The 19,730-nt window shown below is 65.3% G+C and carries 13 protein-coding genes; 6 read left to right on the forward strand and 7 right to left on the reverse strand.

Annotated elements, in window-relative coordinates; genetic code table 11:
* The first annotated feature begins 27 nt into the window (after positions 1-27).
* On the forward strand, positions 28-2,106 hold the full coding sequence (locus BM019_RS14505) for a putative bifunctional diguanylate cyclase/phosphodiesterase (protein ID WP_092418678.1): 2,079 nt from the start codon (positions 28-30) through the stop codon (positions 2,104-2,106).
* A gap of 397 nt (positions 2,107-2,503) precedes the next feature.
* Positions 2,504-3,250 carry an SDR family oxidoreductase gene (locus BM019_RS14510; protein WP_009043690.1) on the forward strand — a complete coding sequence of 249 codons (747 nt, stop codon included), beginning with the start codon at positions 2,504-2,506 and terminating at the stop codon, positions 3,248-3,250.
* 321 nt (positions 3,251-3,571) lie between these two features.
* On the opposite strand, the gene mapR is transcribed toward BM019_RS14510, so the two are convergent.
* The 3 genes from mapR to BM019_RS14525 form a co-directional block, all read right to left on the reverse strand.
* Positions 3,572-4,981 (reverse strand): GntR family transcriptional regulator MpaR, encoded by a 1,410-nt coding sequence (mapR, locus tag BM019_RS14515; RefSeq protein WP_007930974.1) that lies wholly within the window; start codon positions 4,979-4,981, stop codon positions 3,572-3,574.
* A gap of 133 nt (positions 4,982-5,114) precedes the next feature.
* The gene (gene ccoG, locus BM019_RS14520) at positions 5,115-6,527 is read right to left on the reverse strand and encodes a cytochrome c oxidase accessory protein CcoG (protein WP_085530969.1); all 1,413 of its coding nucleotides are present in this window, start codon (positions 6,525-6,527) and stop codon (positions 5,115-5,117) included.
* Positions 6,528-6,734: 207 nt separating this feature from the next.
* Positions 6,735-6,968, reverse strand: a complete 234-nt coding sequence (locus BM019_RS14525; protein WP_092418679.1) for a DUF3203 family protein — start codon at positions 6,966-6,968, stop codon at positions 6,735-6,737.
* 198 nt (positions 6,969-7,166) lie between these two features.
* On the opposite strand from BM019_RS14525, the gene BM019_RS14530 reads away from it, so the two are divergent.
* On the forward strand, positions 7,167-7,673 hold the full coding sequence (locus BM019_RS14530) for an MgtC/SapB family protein (RefSeq protein ID WP_092418680.1): 507 nt from the start codon (positions 7,167-7,169) through the stop codon (positions 7,671-7,673).
* Between the two features lie 99 nt (positions 7,674-7,772).
* Here BM019_RS14530 and BM019_RS14535 read toward each other — a convergent pair whose 3' ends face one another.
* A complete protein-coding gene (locus tag BM019_RS14535; RefSeq protein WP_007930980.1) occupies positions 7,773-7,958 on the reverse strand; it encodes a hypothetical protein in 186 nt (61 codons plus the stop codon).
* Positions 7,959-8,204: 246 nt separating this feature from the next.
* On the opposite strand from BM019_RS14535, the gene BM019_RS14540 reads away from it, so the two are divergent.
* The 3 genes from BM019_RS14540 (at position 8,205) to glgB (ending at position 16,057) form a co-directional block, all read left to right on the forward strand.
* Positions 8,205-10,205 carry an alpha-1,4-glucan--maltose-1-phosphate maltosyltransferase gene (locus tag BM019_RS14540; protein ID WP_092418681.1) on the forward strand — a complete coding sequence of 667 codons (2,001 nt, stop codon included), beginning with the start codon at positions 8,205-8,207 and terminating at the stop codon, positions 10,203-10,205.
* Positions 10,206-10,484: 279 nt separating this feature from the next.
* On the forward strand, positions 10,485-13,832 hold the full coding sequence (treS, locus tag BM019_RS14545) for a maltose alpha-D-glucosyltransferase (protein ID WP_092418682.1): 3,348 nt from the start codon (positions 10,485-10,487) through the stop codon (positions 13,830-13,832).
* Positions 13,829-16,057, forward strand: a complete 2,229-nt coding sequence (gene glgB / locus BM019_RS14550) for a 1,4-alpha-glucan branching protein GlgB (protein WP_092418683.1) — start codon at positions 13,829-13,831, stop codon at positions 16,055-16,057. Before treS ends, glgB begins: the two co-directional genes overlap by 4 nt.
* Before the next feature lie 258 nt (positions 16,058-16,315).
* Here the strand turns inward: glgB and BM019_RS14555 are convergent, their stop codons facing one another.
* The 3 genes from BM019_RS14555 to BM019_RS14565 all read right to left on the reverse strand — a co-directional run bounded on the left by BM019_RS14555 (position 16,316) and on the right by BM019_RS14565 (position 19,512).
* Positions 16,316-17,371, reverse strand: coding sequence for an autotransporter domain-containing protein (locus BM019_RS14555; protein WP_092418684.1), 1,056 nt, complete (start codon positions 17,369-17,371; stop codon positions 16,316-16,318).
* Between the two features lie 491 nt (positions 17,372-17,862).
* Positions 17,863-18,663, reverse strand: coding sequence for an endonuclease/exonuclease/phosphatase family protein (locus BM019_RS14560; RefSeq protein ID WP_009043699.1), 801 nt, complete (start codon positions 18,661-18,663; stop codon positions 17,863-17,865).
* 93 nt (positions 18,664-18,756) lie between these two features.
* On the reverse strand, positions 18,757-19,512 hold the full coding sequence (locus BM019_RS14565) for a PIG-L deacetylase family protein (protein WP_007926788.1): 756 nt from the start codon (positions 19,510-19,512) through the stop codon (positions 18,757-18,759).
* Positions 19,513-19,730 lie beyond the last annotated feature (218 nt).

Genomic DNA, 19,730 nt, shown 5'->3' on the forward strand with positions numbered 1-19,730 from the left:
GCTTCCGGCTAACGCCACGAGACGTTCATGCTCACCGGTACCTACTCTCCCGCCCTGGTTCTGATTTCCCTGTTTGTGGCGATTCTCGCCTCTTACACCGCGCTCGACCTGACCGGTCGCATCGCCACCACGCGTGGTCGAGCGGCGTTGCTGTGGATGGCCGGCGGCGCCCTGGCCATGGGCATCGGGGTGTGGTCGATGCACTTTATCGGCATGCTCGCCTTCAGCCTGCCCATCGACCTGGGCTACGACACCGGCATCACCGCGCTGTCGCTGCTGATTTCCGTGCTGTCCTGCGGTTTCGCCCTGTGGCTGGTGAGCCAGCAGAGCCTGCCGCTCTGGCAGCTGGCCTTCGGCGCGCTGGTCATGGGCGCCGGGATCAGCGCCATGCATTACACCGGCATGGCGGCGATGCGCATGCAGCCGGGCATCGACTACGACCCGAGCCTGTTCGGCGCGTCGCTGCTGATTGCCGTCGGCGCCTCGGCCGCGGCGCTGTGGATCGCCTTCCGCCTGCGCCGCAATACCCCTTATGTCCGTTTGGCCCGCGGTGGGGCCGCGGTGGTGATGGGCATCGCCATTGTCGGCATGCACTACACCGGCATGGCCGCGGCGCGGTTCGTCGACGGTAGTTTCTGTGGTGCGGCGGTGGATGGCCTGAGCGGCAAGGGCCTGGACAACCTGGTGCTGATCACCACCCTGGCGGTGCTGATCATTGCCTTGCTGACCTCGGTACTCGACGCGCGCCTGGAAGCGCGCACCGCGGTGCTGGCCGAGTCGCTGACCGTGGCCAACCGCGAGCTGACCCAACTGGCGCTGCACGACACCCTGACCGGCCTGCCGAACCGCACGCTGCTGGCCGACCGTATCGACCAGGCGATGCAGCGGGTGACGGAGCAGGGCGGTTGTTTCGCGCTGATGTTCATCGACCTGGACGGCTTCAAGCCGGTCAACGATGCCTTCGGCCATCACATGGGCGACCAGTTGCTGCGCGAGGTGGCGGTGCGCCTGCGCGAAGACCTGCGCAGCCAGGACACCCTGGCGCGGATCGGCGGCGACGAGTTCGTGCTGCTGGTGCAACTGAACGAGGCGGACGATGCCTTGCGCCTGGCCGCGCGCCAGGTGGGCCTGATCGGCCAGGCGTTCCGGGTTGCCGAGCACGAGCTGCAGATCTCCGCCAGCGTCGGCATCGCGGTGTACCCGGGCAACGGCCTGACGCCCCAGGAACTGCTGATGAACGCCGATGCGGCGATGTATCACGCCAAGGGCACCGGCAAGAACGGCTACAGCTTCTTCGACGCCTCGATGAACAGCGACGCGCGCCGGCAACTGCAACTGCTGCAGGACCTGCGCCATGCCGTCGAGCACGGCGAGTTCAGGCTGTATTACCAGCCCAAGTTCGATGCCGCCAATGGCTTGCCGGTGGGCGCCGAAGCCTTGTTGCGCTGGGAGCACCCGCAACTGGGGCTGCTGCTGCCGGACAAGTTCATTGACCTTGCGGAAAAGACCGGGCTGATCATCCCCATCGGCGAGTGGGTGCTCAACGAGGCCTGTCGGCAGATGCGCGAGTGGTACAGCGAAGGTTATGAAGGCTGGCGGATCGCGGTGAACATCTCGGCGTTGCAGTTCTGTCATGCCGGGCTGGTCGACAGCGTGGCCAGGGCGCTGAGCCTGCACCGCTTGCCGGCCAACAGCCTGACCCTGGAGATCACCGAGACCACGGCCATGAGCGATGCCGATGCCAGCATGACCGTGCTCAAGCAACTGGCAGAGATGGGCGTGGACCTGTCCATCGATGACTTCGGTACCGGTTATTCGAGCCTGATGTACCTCAAGCGCCTGCCGGCCAACGAATTGAAGATCGACCGCGGTTTCGTCCGCGACCTGGAGCACGACAGCGACGATGCGGCGATCGTCTCGGCCATCGTCGCCCTGGGCCAGGCCCTGGGCTTGCGTATTGTCGCCGAGGGCGTGGAAACCGACGTGCAGCAGAACTTCCTGACCCAGTTGGGCTGCGATTCGCTGCAAGGTTATTTCCTCGGCCATCCGCTGCCGGCCGCACGGTTCATGCAGAACATCCATCAGGCCGAACAGCTGGCACTCTGAGCGCCTCGAAAAGCCTGCCTGCTTCGCCGGTTCGCAGCCTGCGGCAGCGGCTACAGAGACTTCTGTAGGAGCGGCCGGTCCACGCTCGATTGACCAGGCAGCGTCGACCCATAAGGATTTGCTGGCGTGAGAACGCCACGGCCGTACCGGCCGATCGCAGCCTGCGGCAGCGGCTACATCGATCGCGTTGCAGCCGACTCCCGTAGCCGCTGCCGGGCCTGCGAGGCTGCGAACGGTTTGGGCGGCACTCCGACGCAGTGAGCGCAAACTCCAAGCCCGCGATCTGCCTGGATAGACACGCCGACCGGCGACCAGCCACGGGGCGGAGAAGGTTTGCAACGCTCGCCCCAGGGTGTTTAATTGGCGGCGTTCAAAGATCAGCGAGGGAGTTGGCAGCATGGACAAAGTCATCCTCATCACCGGTGGCGGTCGCGGTATTGGCGCGGCCACCGCGCTGCTGGCCGCGCAACAGGGCTACCGCATCTGCATCAACTACCAGGCCGACGAACAGGCGGCCTTCCAGGTGCTGGAGCAGGTGCGTGGCCTGGGCGCCCAGGCGATTGCCGTGCGGGCCGATGTCAGCATCGAGGACGAAGTGATCGCCCTCTACCAGCGGGTCGATGCCGAGCTGGGGCGGGTCACCGCGCTGGTGAACAACGCCGGGACCGTCGGGCAGAAGTCGCGCCTCGACGAAATGTCCGAATTCCGCATTCTCAAGACCATCAAGACCAACGTGCTCGGGCCGATCCTCTGCGCCAAGCACGCGGTGCTGCGCATGTCGCCAAGACATGGCGGGCAGGGCGGCAGCATCGTCAACGTGTCCTCGGTCGCCGCCCGCCTGGGCTCGCCCGGCGAGTACATCGACTACGCCGCCTCCAAGGGGGCGCTGGACACCTTCACCATCGGCCTGTCCAAGGAAGTCGCCGGCGAAGGCATCCGCGTCAACGGCGTGCGCCCGGGCTATATCTACACCGACTTCCACGCCCTGAGCGGCGACGCCGACCGCGTCAGCAAGCTGGAGTCCGCCATCCCCATGGGCCGCGGCGGCCGTCCGGACGAAGTGGCGGAGGCGATCATCTGGCTGCTGTCGGACAAGGCCTCCTATTCCACCGGGACCTTTATCGACCTGGGCGGCGGCCGCTGAGAGCCTCACGCGTGTAGCCGCTGCCGAGCCCGCGAGGCTGCGATCGACTGCGCAGCAGTCGCAAGGCCGGACAGCACGTCTATCCAGACAAATCGCAAGTTCAGGATTTGCGGTCGCTACGTCGGAGTGCCGCCCAAACCGATCGCAGCCTGCGGCAGCAGCTACAGGGCGCGGGATCGGTGTAGCCGCTGCCGCAGGCTGCGATCGGCCCGGAACGGGACGCGCTCTTGAGGCCGTCGAAGGTCCTGCGGACCTTGTCGCAGCCTCGCAGGCTCGGCAGCGGCTACAGGTTCCACATTTACGTGGAGCGCTGGCCCGGCTTCAGAACGACCGCACGATCCGTCCCAGGGTTTCCATGGCCTGTTCCGCCGCTTCGTTCCACGGGCTGCCGTAGTTGAGGCGGATGCAGTTTCGAAAGCGTTGGGTCGGCGAGAAGATCGGTCCCGGGGCGATGCTGATGCCCTGGGCCAGGGCCATCTGGAACAGCTTCAACGAATCCATCTGCGCCGGCAGTTCCAGCCACAGGAAGTAGCCGCCGGCCGGCTGGCTGACCCGGGTCTGCGCCGGGAAGTAGCGGGCGATGGCGGCGAGCATGGCGCTCTGCTGTTCTTCCAGGGCGTAGCGCAGTTTGCGCAGGTGGCGGTCGTAGCCGCCGTGTTGCAGGTAGTCGGCGATGGCCGCCTGGGCCGGCATCGAGGCGCACAGCGAGGTCATCAGTTTCAGCCGTTCGATCTTCTGCGCGTAACGCCCGGCGGCGACCCAGCCGATGCGATAGCCCGGTGCCAGGCTCTTGGCGAACGAGCCGCAATGCATCACCAGGCCCTCGGTGTCGAAGGCCTTGGCCGGTTTCGGCGCTTGCTGGCCGTAATACAGCTCGGCGTAGACGTCGTCCTCGATCAGCGGTACCTGATGGCTGCGCAGCAATGCCACCAGTTCCTGCTTCTTCGCCTCGGGCATGGTCGCGCCCATGGGGTTCTGGAAGCTGGTCATGCACCAGCAGGCCTTGATCGGATGCCGTTCCAGGGTCTGCGCCAGCACTCCCAGGTCGATGCCGTCCCGCGGGTGCACGGGGATTTCCACCGCCTTGAGTTTCAGGCGCTCCAGCACTTGCAGGCTGGCGTAGAAGGCCGGGGCCTCGATGGCCACCAGGTCGCCGGGTTCGGTCACCGCCTGCAGGCACAGGTTCAGGGCTTCCAGGGCGCCGTTGGTGATCAGCAGTTCTTCCATGGGCAGCATCAGCCCGCCGACCATGTAGCGCAGGGCGATCTGCCGGCGCAGCTGCGGGTTGCCCGGCGACATGTCGGTGACCACCACCCGTGGGTCCATCTCGCGGCTGGCGCTGGCCAGGGAGCGCGACAGGCGCTGCAGCGGGAACAGGGTCGGGCTGGGAAAGGCCGAGCCGAACGGCACGGTGGTCGGGTCCTTGATCGAGTCCAGCACCGAGAACACCAGTTCGCTGACATCGACCTCGGTGGACTCGTTGACCTGGCTGCTGATCACCGGCTCCGAGAACGGGCTCGGCGCATGGGTGTTGACGAAGTAGCCGGAGCGCGGCCGGGCGCGGATCAGGCCGCGCCGCTCCAGCAGGTAATAGGCCTGGAACACCGTGGACGGGCTGACCCCATAGGTCTGGCTGGCGTAACGTACCGAAGGTACGCGCTGGCCGGGGCCGAGCACCCCGGAGCGGATCAGTTCTGCGATGTCGTCGGCGAATTTTTCGTAGCGTTTCATGGGGCGGCTCGGGTTGGAGGCTGCGGTGGCTGAGCGATTTATCGCGAGCAAGCTCGCTCCTACAAGGACCAATGCGCACCTGTAGGAGCGAGCTTGCTCGCGATAGCCGCAAAGCGGCGCCCAGTCTAAGGGATCAACGGTTCAAGGGCGCAACAAACCGGCTCTTGGCCACGCTGTAGATCTGCGGCTGGTCGGCGTCGACCACCTTGAAACTCAGCTCCTGGGAACTGCTCTGCGGCTGCTCGGCGATCATCGCCACCGACACCGGCAGGTCGACGATCTCGCCCGCGGCCAGGCTGACTTCGGTCTTGCCTTGCAGCTGGAAGCCGTCGCCGTCCACCAGTTGCAGGCGGTAATCCTGGCGTTGCTGGGTCTTGTTGATGATCTTCAGGCTGTAGATGTTCTCGATCTGGCCCAGGCTGTTTTCGCGGAACAGGCCACGGTCCTTGCTGACGTCCAGCGACACCATCGGCCGCTCCACCAGCGCCAGGGCCAGGGCGCCGATCATCACCAGCAGCACCGCGCTGTAGCCGATCAGGCGTGGGCGCAGCAGATGGGTCTTGCCACCCTGCAACTGGTGCTCCGAGGTGTAGCTGATCAGGCCCCGGGCATAACCCATCTTGTCCATGATCGAATCGCAGGCGTCGATGCAGGCGGCGCAGCCGATGCATTCCATCTGCAGGCCGTCGCGGATGTCGATGCCGGTCGGGCAGACCTGCACGCACAGCTGGCAATCGATGCAGTCGCCGAGGCCGATATTGGCGGGTTTCACGCCACGCTTGCGCGGGCCGCGAATTTCGCCGCGGGCCGGGTCGTAGGAAATGGTCAGGGTGTCCTTGTCGAACATCACGCTCTGGAACCGCGCATACGGGCACATGTGCATGCACACCGCCTCGCGCAGCCAGCCGGCGTTGAGGTAGGTGGCGCCGGTGAAGAACAGCACCCAGAACAGGCTGACGCCGCCGATTTGCAGGGTCAGCAGTTCCTCAGCCAGCGGCCGGATCGGCGTGAAGTAACCGACGAAGGTCAGGCCGGTGAGCAGGCTGATGGCCAGCCACAGGCTGTGCTTGGCCGAACGGCGGATCAGTTTGTTCAGGTTCCAGGGCGCGGCCGCGAGTTTGATGCGTTGGTTGCGTTCACCCTCGGTGATCTTCTCGCACCACATGAACAGCCAGGTCCAGGAGCTCTGCGGGCAGGTGTAGCCGCACCAGACGCGGCCGGCGAACACGGTGATGGCGAACAGGCCGAAGGCGCAGATGATCAGCAACGCCGAGAGCAGGATGAAATCCTGTGGCCAGAAGGTGGCGCCGAAGATGTGGAACTTACTCTCCGCGAGGTCCCAGAGCACCGCCTGGCGGCCGCCCCAGTTCAACCACACGGTGCCGAAGAACAGCAGGAACAGGAAGCCCGCGCCGCTCATGCGCAGGGTGCGGAACAGGCCGGTGAAACTGCGGGTGTGGATCAGGTTGTCGCTGGATTTGGCCTTCGTCTTTGGGCGCGCAGGCTCGAATGTTTCTACTAATCGGACGGGGATTCTTTCGCTCATGGTCGTTCGCTCATCAGCCTCCATCAGGCAGACGAACTATGCCCAGCGATCTGTTTGCATAACAGACTCAGGTATCGCAATAAAAAGCAGATCAGATGCCCGTCAGGCGCCGCCCTGCGACAACTTGCCATACCCGGCCAAGCGCCCGCTATCGGGCGCCGTCGGCGTCTGGCACAGGCCTGCGCCGGGTGCCGTGATGCAGATCAGTCAAATCACCGAATCACTGTCGCTGGCGCGCAGATGACGCCGGCCGTCGGTGGCGCCTGCTACGGTCAATGCGTCGGCTTCTGCTTCGGTGATGTAGATGCGCCGGCCTTCGAGGTCGACCGCCGACATCGACTTGGCCGCGTCGGTGATCACGATCAAGGCGCTGGCTGGCAGGCGGGCGTGAAGGTCTTCGGTGTCGAAATGGCAGATCCGGTTTTCGATGCGCAGGCTCATGGTCGAATCCTGTTGTGCGGTGGGTACGGTTTTTAGGGCCCGGCTGCCGTCCGGGGTTCTGCCCGACCGATCAATGGTCGCCCGCTGGCGGATCGCACCTTTTGCCCGGCGTCGCTGTCCTTTGATTAAGGAGGGCTGCCTCGTCGCCCGCCCGCCAGCCAATAAGAACCTGAGAACCCGAACGGAAAGGACCTGCGCATGAACGCCTGGTGGCATGAAGTCTGGGACACCCTGCAAGCGGAGTTCGCCGACATCGGCGATGCCCGGCAACTCACCCAGATCACCGTACGCCTGCTGATCGCCGCGCTGCTGGGCGGCATTCTCGGTTTCGAACGCGAGCACAAGGGCAAGGCCGCCGGGGTGCGCACCCATATGCTGGTGGCGCTGGGGGCGGCGCTGTTCGTGCTGGTGCCGCAGATGTCCGGCGCCCAGGCCGATGCCATGAGCCGGGTGGTGCAGGGGGTGATCGCCGGTATCGGCTTTCTTGGCGCGGGCACCATTCTCAAGGGCAAGCAGGACGAGGAAGGGCACGTAAAAGGCCTGACCACCGCCGCGGGACTATGGATGACCGCGGCGATCGGCGTCTCGGCGGGCGTCGGCCGCGAAGCCACGGCGGTGTTCAGTACCCTGCTGGCGCTGGCGGTCTTCAGCGTGATGCCCTGGATAGTGCGCAAGCTGGAAGGCGACGATGAACCGCCCGGATGAACGCCCTGAAGCGTCGCGGGCACACTCGCCGCCAGCAACGAAGGGATGCCCGCTGCCGGTTGGCGACGGCAGCGACGGGCAACCGATTGTCTACGCTTGTCATGGTTTGGGCGTAATGCTGTGACCGCAAGCGATGACCGGTGCCGGATCGATCGGCGGCTCCTCCTTGGGCGGTGGGGTAGTTTCGGGTGGATCTTCCTCGGGCACCGGTTGCGGCTCGGTTGGCGGCAACGTCGGGTGGTCGATGTTCGGATCGGGCGTTTCCGCGGGGATTGGGATACTCATCGGCATGGCCTCCTTTGTGCTTGGTTTTGCACAGTCTCCCAAGGTGGACCCTCGCCCCGGCGATTTGATTCCCGGCGCGAAGGGAGGCAAATCCGGGTGAACTTTCCCGGCCCTGGTGTCTCGGAACCTAAGTGCTTCGCTGATCCGCGCGGGTGGTTGCCGACCCTGGGGGCCGCTCTCAAAAGAGGGCCCGCGCCGGAATAGACCAGCAACAGAGCGTCCATGGGGCGTAAGGAGTGATGCTCGATGACTGCCGAAAAAAGACCGACTGAACTGCAATACAACCCGAACCTGCCCCTGTCGCAGGCCTTGCTGCTGCCACGCATCGTCATCGAGAACACCCGGCCGCTGATCGACGGTGGCCAGTTCGCGGTCAAGGCGGTGGAGGGGCAGGTGGTGAAAGTCAGCAGCAAGGTGTTCGCCGACGGCCACGACAAGCTGGCCGTGCGCATCCGCTGGTGCGCCGAAGCCGACAGCCACTGGCACAGCGAAACCATGGAAGACCTCGGCAACAATAGCTGGGAAGGCCAGTTCACAGTGCCCAGCCAGGGCCGCTACCTGTATTGCATCGAGGCCTGGATCGATCAGTTCGCCAGCTTCTGCTACGAACTGCAGAAAAAACACCAGGCCGGCGTCGCGGTCAGCCTCGAATTGCAGGAGGGCCGCAGCCATGTGCTGCACGCCGCCGAGCGCAGCGAAGGGCCGCTGCGCGAGCAGTTGCTGGCGCTGCACCATGAGCTGGCGACGCTGCTCGAAGCCGAGCAGGTGGCGCTGTTCCTGCACGAACGCAGTGCACGGCTGATGACCGAGGCCGACCACCGTCCCTACCTGAGCCTGAGCCCGGAATACCCGCTGGACGTGGAACGCGAGCGCGCGCAGTTCGCCAGCTGGTACGAGCTGTTTCCCCGCTCGATCACCGATGATCCGGCCCGTCACGGCACTTTCAATGATGTGCACTCGCGCCTGGCGATGATCCATGACATGGGTTTCGACGTGCTGTACTTCCCGCCGATCCATCCCATCGGCCGCAGCTTTCGCAAGGGCCGCAACAACTCGCTGACCGCCGGCCCCGACGAGCCGGGCAGCCCCTATGCGATCGGCAGCGAAGAGGGTGGCCACGAGGCGATCCATCCGCAGCTCGGCAGCCGCGAGGATTTCCGCCGCCTGGTGGCGGCCGCCGCCGAGCACGGCCTGGAGGTCGCCCTGGATTTCGCCATCCAGTGTTCCCAGGACCATCCCTGGCTCAAGCAGCATCCAGGCTGGTTCAACTGGCGCCCGGACGGCAGCATCAAATACGCCGAGAACCCGCCGAAGAAATACCAGGACATCGTCAACGTCGACTTCTATGCCATCGAGGCCATCCCCAGCCTGTGGCTGGAGCTGCGCGACATCGTGGTCGGCTGGGTCGAGGAGGGGGTGAAGATCTTTCGCGTGGACAACCCGCATACCAAGCCGCTGCCGTTCTGGCAGTGGCTGATCGCCGATGTGCGGGCGCGCTACCCGGAGGTGATCTTTCTCGCCGAGGCCTTCACCACGCCAGCGATGATGGCGCGCCTGGGCAAGGTCGGTTACTCCCAGAGCTACACCTATTTCACCTGGCGCAACACCAAGAGCGAACTGGCGACTTACTTCACCGAACTCAACCAGTCGCCGTGGCGCGAATGCTACCGGCCGAACTTCTTCGTCAACACGCCGGACATCAACCCGTTCTTTCTCCATGACTCGGGGCGCCCGGGGTTTCTCATCCGCGCCGCGCTGGCCACCATGGGCTCGGGCCTGTGGGGCATGTATTCGGGGTTCGAGCTGTGCGAGGCGGCGCCGGTTCCGGGGCGCGAGGAATACCTGGACTCGGAGAAATACGAGATCCGCCCCCGGGACTTCAGCGCCCCCGGCAACATCATTGCCGAGATCGCCCAGCTCAACCGTATCCGCCGACAGAACCCGGCGCTGCAGACGCACCTGGGCTTGCAGGTCTACAACGCCTGGAACGACAACATCCTGTATTTCGGCAAGCGCACCGCCGACCTCAGCAACTTCATCCTGGTGGCGGTCAGCCTCGACCCGTTCAACGCCCAGGAGGCGCATTTCGAATTGCCGCTGTGGGAACTGGGCCTGCCCGACGATGCGCAGACCCAGGGCGAGGACCTGATGAACGGCCATCGCTGGACCTGGTACGGCAAGACCCAGTTCATGCGGATCGAACCCTGGCAGCAACCGTTCGGCATCTGGCGCATCAGCGTTGCCTGATTCACACCGGTAGCCGCTGCCGCAGGCTGCGATCGGCCCGGAACGGGGCGCGCTCTTGGGGCCGTTGAAGGTCCTGCGGACCTTGTCGCAGCCTCGCGGGCTCGGCAGCGGCTACAGGCCGATCGGTGTAGCCGCTGCCGCAGGCTGCGATCGGCCCGGAACGGGACGCGCTGTTGAGGCCGTCGAAGGTCCTGCGGGCCTTGCGCAGCCTCGCGGGCTCGGCAGCGGCTACAGGGCAGTTACACAGCCACGGATCAATGAATTTTTCAGGAGTTACCCATGGCGAAGAAAACCAGGTCAGCCACCTTCATCAAGGACCCGCTCTGGTACAAGGATGCGGTGATCTATCAGGTTCACGTCAAATCCTATTTCGACTCCAACAACGACGGGATAGGCGATTTTCCCGGGTTGATCGCCAAGCTCGACTACATCGCCGACCTGGGGGTGAACACCATCTGGCTGCTGCCGTTCTATCCCTCGCCGCGCCGCGACGACGGTTACGACATCGCCGAATACCGCGGCGTCAGCCCCGACTACGGGACCCTGGCCGACGCCCGGCGGTTTATCGCCGAGGCCCACAAGCGCGGGCTGCGGGTGATCACCGAGCTGGTCATCAACCACACCTCGGACCAGCACCCCTGGTTCCAGCGGGCGCGCAAGGCCAAGGCCGGCTCCAAGGCGCGGGACTTTTATGTGTGGTCCGATGACGATCAGAAGTACGACGGCACGCGGATCATCTTTCTCGACACCGAGAAATCCAACTGGACCTGGGACCCGGTGGCCGGCCAGTACTTCTGGCACCGCTTCTATTCCCACCAGCCGGACCTCAACTTCGACAACCCGCAGGTGATGAAGGCGGTCCTGTCGGTGATGCGCTACTGGCTGGACATGGGCATCGACGGCCTGCGCCTGGACGCCATTCCCTACCTGATCGAACGCGACGGCACCAACAACGAGAACCTGCCCGAGACCCACGACGTGCTCAAGCAGATCCGCGCCGAGATCGACGCCAACTATCCGGATCGCATGCTGCTGGCCGAAGCCAACCAGTGGCCGGAAGACACCCAATTATATTTTGGCGATGTGAAGGGCAATGACGGCGACGAATGCCACATGGCCTTCCACTTCCCATTGATGCCGCGCATGTACATGGCGCTGGCCCAGGAAGACCGCTTCCCGATCACCGACATCCTGCGCCAGACCCCGGAGATTCCCGCCAACTGCCAGTGGGCGATCTTCCTGCGCAACCACGATGAGCTGACCCTGGAGATGGTCACCGACCGCGAGCGCGACTACCTGTGGAACTACTACGCCGCCGACCGCCGCGCGCGGATCAACCTGGGCATTCGCCGGCGCCTGGCACCGCTGATGGAGCGCGACCGGCGCCGCGTGGAACTGCTCAACAGCCTGCTGCTGTCGATGCCGGGCACGCCGACCCTGTATTACGGCGACGAGATCGGCATGGGCGACAACATCTACCTGGGCGACCGCGATGGCGTGCGCACGCCGATGCAATGGTCGATCGACCGCAACGGCGGCTTCTCCCGGGCCGACCCGGCGAGCCTGGTCTTGCCGCCGATCATGGACCCGCTGTACGGCTACCAGTCGGTGAATGTCGAGACCCAGGCCGGCGACCCGCATTCGCTGCTCAACTGGACCCGGCGCATGCTGGCGATCCGCAAACAATCCAAGGCCTTCGGCCGCGGCAGCCTGAAGATGCTGTCGCCGAGCAACCGCCGGATCCTGGCCTATACCCGCGAATACACCGGGCCGGACGGCAAGCACGAAATCATCCTCTGCGTGGCCAACGTGTCGCGCAGCGCCCAGGCGGCGGAACTGGACCTGTCGGCGTTCGCCGGCATGGTGCCGGTGGAGATGCTCGGCGGGAATGCCTTCCCGCCAATCGGCCAGCTGAATTTCCTCCTGACCCTGGCGCCCTACGGTTTCTACTGGTTTGTCCTGGCGGCGGAAAACCAGATGCCGAGCTGGCATGTGGAGCCGGCCCAGAGCCTGCCGGACTTCACCACCCTGGTGCTGAAAAAACGCCTCGAGGAATTGCTCGAAGCGCCGTCGCGCGCCACCCTGGAGCAGAGTTCGCTGCCGACCTGGCTGCCCAAGCGTCGCTGGTTCGCCGGCAAGGACAGCGCCATCGAACAGGTGCACATCGCCTATGGCGTGCGCTTCGGCGATCCGCAGCATCCGGTGTTGCTCAGCGAGCTGGAGGTCAGCGGCGGCGGCCAGAGCGGGCGCTACCAGCTGCCGTTCGGCCTGCTCGGCGAAGAGCAGATCGGCGCCGCGCTGCCGCAGCAACTGGCCCTGGCGCGGGTGCGCCGTGGCCGCCAGGTGGGGCTGATCACCGACGCCTTTGCCCTGGAAAGCTTTGTCCACAATGTCCTGCAGGCGATCCAGACGCACACCGTGCTGCCGTGTGGCGAGGGCGAGATCCGCTTCGAGGCCACGGAGCGACTGGCCGGGCTCGGCCTGGGCGCGGAATCCGAAGTGCGCTACCTGTCCGCCGAGCAATCCAACAGCTCGGTGGTGATCGGCGGTAGCCTGGTGCTCAAGCTGATCCGCAAGGTGGCCAGCGGCGTGCACCCGGAACTGGAGATGAGCGCCTACCTGACCGCCGCCGGCTTCCAGCACATTTCACCCTTGCTCGGTTCGGTGATCCGCCGGGACGGGCAGGGCGAGGACAGCCTGCTGATGATCGCCCAGGGTTACCTGAGCAATCAGGGCGATGCCTGGGAGTGGACCCAGAACAACCTGGAGCGGGCGATCCGCGACGAACTGGCCGACGCCATGTCCGAGCAGGACCAGCATTACAACGCCCTGGGCGAGCTGCGCGACTTTGCCGGCATGCTCGGCCAGCGCCTGGGGGAAATGCACCAGATCCTCGCGGCGCCGACCGCCAACCCGGCCTTCCGCGCGCGGCCGAGTACCGACAAGGACGCCCAGGCCTGGGCCAGGCAGATTGGCGCGCAACTGGAACGGGCCTTGCACTTGCTCAAGCAGCATCAGACTGAGCTGACGGCCGAGGATCGACAGCGCGTGGCGTCGTGGAGCCAACACAAGAAGGCGATCCTGGCGCATATCCAGGGCCTGGCGAAACAGGCGGTCGGCGGTTTGCGCATGCGCGTCCACGGCGACCTGCACCTGGGCCAGGTGCTGGTGATCAAGGGCGATGCCTACCTGATCGATTTCGAGGGCGAACCGGCCCGGCCGCTGGACGAGCGCCGGGGCAAGCACAGTCCGTACAAGGACGTCAGCGGCGTGCTGCGCTCCTTCGACTATGCCGCGGCGCTGGCCCTCGGCGGCCAGAGCCTCGACGCCTCGGCCCACGCCCTGGCGGCCCGGCAGCGGGTCACCGAGCGTTATCTGCATGAAGCCCGCGAGTCGTTTGTCCAGGCGTACCGGCTGGCGGCAGCTAGTCTTGCTCATGCCTGGCAGGAAAAAAATGGCGAGGACGCCGCGCTGGCCTTGTTCAGCCTGGAGAAAGCAGCCTACGAAGTGGCGTATGAAGCGGAAAACCGTCCGGCCTGGCTCGCGGTGCCGCTGCGGGGGCTGCATATTTTGTTGAGTGATGTGAAACCCTTTTCCGATACAAAAAGTGCTGGAGAGCAGTCATGAGTTTCTCGAACAAGGAACAGGGTGAGGTCAAACAGGCAATGCCCGCCGCGCGGGATGTCGAGGCATTGGTGAGTGCCGAGCACCAGGACCCCTTTGCCGTGCTCGGCCCCCATGGCGACGACGTCGGTGGCCAATTCATCCGTGCCTTCCTGCCGGGCGCCCTGAGTGTGCAGGTGCTGGCTCGCGATGGCGTGACAGTGCTGGGCAGCCTGGAGGGCACCGAGGTGCCGGGGTTGTTCGTCGGGCACTTTGCCCAGGCCCAGCCCTATCTGCTGCGCACGCAATGGGCCGGTGGCGAGCAGATTGGCGAAGACCCTTACAGCTTCGGCCCGTTGCTGGGGGAGATGGACCTGTACCTGTTCGCCGAGGGCAACCACCGCGACCTCAGTGCCTGCCTCGGCGCGCAGCTGAAAACCGTGGAGGGTGTCGACGGTGTGCGTTTCGCGGTCTGGGCGCCGAATGCCCGGCGGGTCTCGGTGGTCGGCGACTTCAACGTCTGGGACGGGCGGCGGCACCCGATGCGCCTGCGTCATCCGTCCGGGGTCTGGGAGCTGTTCATTCCGCGCCTGGGCCCGGGCGAAGCCTACAAATATGAAATCCTCGGTGCCCACGGCATCCTGCCGCTGAAGTCCGACCCGGTGGCGCTGGCCACCCAGCTGCCGCCGGATACCGCCTCGAAAGTCGCCAGCCCGCTGAGCATCGACTGGCAGGACCTCGACTGGATGCAGGCCCGCGGCGAACGCCAGCGCGCGGATGCGCCCTTGTCGATCTACGAACTGCATGCCGGCTCCTGGCAATGCGAGGTGGACGATCTGGGCGAGGTGGCGCGCCAGTACGACTGGCACGAGCTGGCCGAACGCCTGATCCCCTATGTGCAGAACCTGGGGTTCACCCATATCGAGCTGATGCCGATCATGGAGCATCCCTTCGGCGGTTCCTGGGGCTATCAGCCGCTGTCGCAGTTCGCCCCCAGCGCCCGCTACGGCAGCGCCGACGACTTCGCGGCGTTCGTCAACGCCTGCCACCTGGCGGGCATCGGGGTGATTCTCGACTGGGTGCCGGCGCACTTTCCCACCGACGCCCACGGCCTGGCGCAATTCGACGGCACCGCGCTGTACGAGTACGGCAACCCGCTGGAAGGTTTCCACCAGGACTGGGACACCCTGATCTACAACCTGGGGCGCACCGAGGTCCATGGTTTCATGCTGGCGTCGGCGCTGCACTGGCTCAAGCATTTCCATGTCGACGGCCTGCGGGTGGATGCCGTGGCCTCGATGCTCTATCGCGACTATTCGCGCAACGCCGGGGAGTGGGTGCCCAATCGTCATGGCGGGCGCGAGAACCTCGAAGCCATCGATTTTCTCCGTCACCTGAATGACGTGGTGTCCCTCGAGGCGCCGGGCGCCCTGGTGATCGCCGAGGAGTCCACGGCCTGGCCGGGCGTCAGCCAGGGCACCCAGCAGGGCGGTCTGGGCTTCGCCTATAAATGGAACATGGGCTGGATGCACGACTCGCTGCATTACATCCAGCAGGACCCGGTGTACCGCGCCCATCACCACAACGAACTGAGCTTCGGCCTGGTGTACGCCTGGTCCGAGCGCTTCATCCTGCCGATCTCCCACGACGAAGTGGTGCACGGCAAACGCTCGCTGATCGACAAGATGCCCGGCGACCGCTGGCAGAAGTTCGCCAACCTGCGGGCCTACCTGAGCTTCATGTGGACCCACCCGGGCAAGAAGCTGCTGTTCATGGGCTGCGAGTTCGGCCAGTGGCGCGAATGGAATCACGATCAGCAGCTGGACTGGTACCTGCTGCAATACCCCGAGCACCGCGGCGTGCAGAAACTGGTGGGCGATCTCAACCGGCTGTACCGCGAGCATCCGGCGCTGCACGACCAGGACGACGCACCCCAGGGCTTCCAGTGGCTGATCGGCGACGACGCGATCAACAGCGTCTACGCCTGGCTGCGCTGGAGCAAGGACGGCAAGCCGCTGCTGGTGGTGGCCAACTTCACCCCGGTGCCGCGCCAGGCCTACCGGATCGGCGTGCCCTTCGCCGGGCGCTGGGGCGAGTTGTTCAACAGCGACTCCGATACCTACGCCGGGTCCAACTATGGCAATGGCGGCGGGGTGTTCACCGAGGACGTGGCGAGCCACGGCCAGGCGTTGTCGCTGGCGTTGAACCTGCCGCCGCTGGCGGTGCTGATCCTGCAACCCGAAGCGTGATATCGACTGGCCGCTGCGCGCAGCGGATCGCGAGCAAGCTCGCTCCTACAGAGGTTGCGCGTTCCCTGTAGGAGCGAGCTTGCTCGCGATGACATCCGCCCAGACACCCTCAAGTTGTCCCTGAAAATCCAATCCCTGTAGCCGCTGCCGCAGGCTGCGATCGGGCTCGCAGAGCCCGCAACCCGGACGACGCATATGGCCGATGCTCCCTTTGCCTCGGCTGCGCCGCCTATCGCAGCCTGCGGCGGCTACAGGTTTTTACCAGCGCATCCGCACACCCAGGCTGCCGATCAGCCCGTTGAGGTCATTGTCATCCACATCGCTGCTGTAGTCGGCGCTCACATACAGGCTGACGACGGGGGTAAGCCTGGCCACCAGGCCCAGGCCGACTTCGACCGTGGAGGACTTGCGGCTGCTGCTGATCTTGTCGACCTTGTCCAGGGTCAGGGTGTCGCCGCTGTACACCGTGTGCCACAAGCTGGTGCGCACATAGGGTTCCACCGAGTGCCCGGCGACGTCGTAACGGCCTTGCAAGTGGGCCCCGACGCGGCCGCTCCAGGCGTTCAGGTTGCCGGCGGAGCGGCTGCTGCTGTCGGCATTCGGGTTGTCCAGGCTGACGCGCTGGTTGATTAATTGCGCCTGGGGTTCGACCACCCAGTTATCGCTGATGCCGATGGGAATCCCGCCTTGCACCGACAGGGTCACCGCGCTGCCTTCGGCGGCTTGCCGCTGGCCTTGCTCGGTGCGGCTGAAGCCGCTGACCCGGGCGCCGCTGGCCGACAGATCGACGTGCCAGCCCTGCGGGCCGGTCAGGCTCCAGAACGCGCCAAGACTTTGACCCTGGACACTGAAACGGTCGTTACGCGGGTCGCTGAAACCGCCGGGCACGCCCTGGCCGTTGGCCTGGAACTGGCTCTGGCCGCCCAGCAGGCCGATGCGCTGGGTATGCCCGCTGCTGCTTTCCAGGGTGTAGAGCACCGGGCCGCCGGGCGTGCCGTTGATGCTGCTGGCAAAACGCGAACCGAGGTAGCCGGCTTCGGTCTGCCGCGCCGCGGGCCCGTACAGCGGGTCCCAGACCTGCGGGCTGCCTTGCACGATACCCAGGCTGTTGCCCTGGGGCTGGCTGGCCGGTATGGGCGTCGCGGAGGGCGCGGGTGTCAACAGGCGGTTCAGGAGCAGGTCCTGGCGATACCAGAGCTGCGCCTCGTCCTCGGCAGGGGACGCTTGTACCTCCATGGACGCGCACAGCAATACCGAAGCGGAAACTGTGCACAGAATGATCTTGATCTCTTGTGGGGTGAGTGAAGTTTTCATGGAGGGCTACCTTGCAATCGCATGCCGTGTCTCGCCGTGGCGTCTCTCCTACCCCGAATGAGGGGCGACCGAGTTCGTTGAGGCAAGGCTCGGCGACCCGCTCTAGAGCAGGTATCCGAGGCTTGCCCCTGGTTGTATTTCCGGGGGTAGTAAGCTGTAGCTAAGGAGACGACTCCGTTATCGTCAAGAAAATGACCGACCAATGGCGTAGGTAATTCAGGCGGTGTAACCGACTGAAAAAGCGCGATTCTCTAAGTTCTTGTTTGTGCGGAAAAACGTCGGCAGAGGCGGGGAAAAGCGATTTTCGGTAGCCCACTACCGACTCGTCCTGTGCGGGCGAGTCGGTAATTTTCCTGGGCCAAGGGCCGCGTCAGGCCTTGGCCAGCGCGCTGGCCGCTTCGTCCATCAGGCCGGCGACCGCGGTTGCCGGGGAGGCGAGAGTGGCCTGGTTGGCCGCCAGGCAGATGATCCTCGATGCCTGGGCGAAGGCATCAGAGGTGCACTTCCACCGCCAGCGGCAGGTGATCCGACAGGTGAGTCCAGGGCTTGTGCCCGAGGATCTTCGGTGCGTGGCTGCTGGCATTGCGCAGGTAGATGCGGTCCAGGCGCAGCAGTGGCCAGCGCGCCGGGTAGGTCTTGGCCGGCCTGCCATGGTGGCGTTCGAAGGCTTCGTGCAGGTCGTCGCGGCGGGCGAGGGTGGCATTGCCATGCAACTGCCAGTCGTTGAAGTCGCCGGCGATGATCACCGGCGCATCGTCCGGCAGCGACTCGAGCAACTGGCACAACAGCGCCAGTTGCAGCTGGCGATGGCTTTCCAGCAGGCTCAGGTGCACGCAGATCGCGTGCACTTCGGCATGCCCCGGTACATCCAGCACGCAATGCAACAGCCCGCGGCGCTCCGGGCCGGTGATCGAGACATCGAGGTTGCGGTACTGGCGGATCGGGTATTTCGACAGCAGGGCGTTGCCGTGATGACCATCGGGATAGACCGCGTTGCGCCCGTAGGCGAAGTCGCTCCACATGCTGTCGGCGAGAAACTCGTATTGCGACTGCTGGGGCCAGTTGCCGTAGCGGCTGGCGTGGCGGTCGTGCTCGCCCAGCACTTCCTGGAGAAACACCAGGTCGGCCTGGGTGCTGCGGACCGCGTCGCGCAACTCTGGAAGAATGAAACGGCGGTTCAGGGCGGTGAAGCCCTTGTGGGTGTTGACGGTCAGGATGCGCAGGCGATGGATCGCCGGGGTTTCGTCTGGCGCTGCCGACGTGACCGGACGCCTGGTTGAATCGGTGCTCACGCTCACTCCTCGTAATCAGGGCGGTTACTCATGCGACTGACACTTTGCCGGTCAGTTCAGGTTTTCCCCCGGTCTGCCTGCATCGGGGCAGCCCTACATGAAAAAGATTTCGTAGGACTGGCGCAGCCGCTCCAGCACCACCGGCGTCAGGGTCGGGGCCAGGCCGATGCCCGGATCGCCCTGCAACTGGCTGGCATAGGCATGCGCCGCGTGGCGCTTGCGGGCCACGGTCCAGGTGTCGAGGCGCAACTTGCGGGCGCGATGCCAGGGCAGCAGCTGTTCATCGCGCGCCGGCCAGTGCCAGGCCCACACCGGCACTTCATGGAACGCCACGCCGGCCTGGGCCGCGGCCTTGGCGCTGGCCCGGCCGACGGCGTCGTGATCGTCGTTGCCGTCTTCGCGCCAGGTGCTGAACACCACGTCATCGGGGCGCAGGTAACGGCCAATGAACTGGCTCAACTGATGCTCGCGTTCCTGCAGCCCACTGTCGGCAAAGCCGCCGCGAATCCACTGCAGGCTGTGCAGGGGCAAACCCAGGCGGCGCAGGGCCTCGACGCTTTCCTGGGGGCGGAACACACTCAGGCGCCGCTCCGACCACAGGTCGGAGCCGGGGTGGCTGGCGCTGCCGTCGGTGATGGAAATCAGTTGCAGCGGATGGCCATGGTGGGCCAGTACCTGCAGCAGGCCGCCGCAGGTCAGCACTTCGTCGCCGGGGTGCGGGGCGATGACCACCGCGCGAAATCCGGGCGGCACCAGGCTGGCAAGATTGATGGAGGGGACGTCGAGCAGTTGGCGGGCGCCGTTCCAGACCTGCTCCGGCCAGTTGTCGCTCAGGGGTATGGATCTCATGGGTGTCACATCCTTGTTCCGGGGCAGTCGGCGCGCGGTGATGGACCGGGCCGCTTGGGTCCGCACCCGGTATCGGTCCGGGTGCCGGCGCTCCATACCTTGGATTGCCGTCCTGCAAGAGCGTTCAATCATACACAGCCGTTGGCCACCATCGCAGGGGCCAGCGATTTTTTCCAATGGCGACGCTCAGCTGTTCAAGATAGCGGGGAATGGATATC

Origin of the sequence: Pseudomonas sp. NFPP07 (assembly GCF_900115645.1) — a bacterium.
Classification (GTDB): domain Bacteria; phylum Pseudomonadota; class Gammaproteobacteria; order Pseudomonadales; family Pseudomonadaceae; genus Aquipseudomonas; species Aquipseudomonas chlororaphis.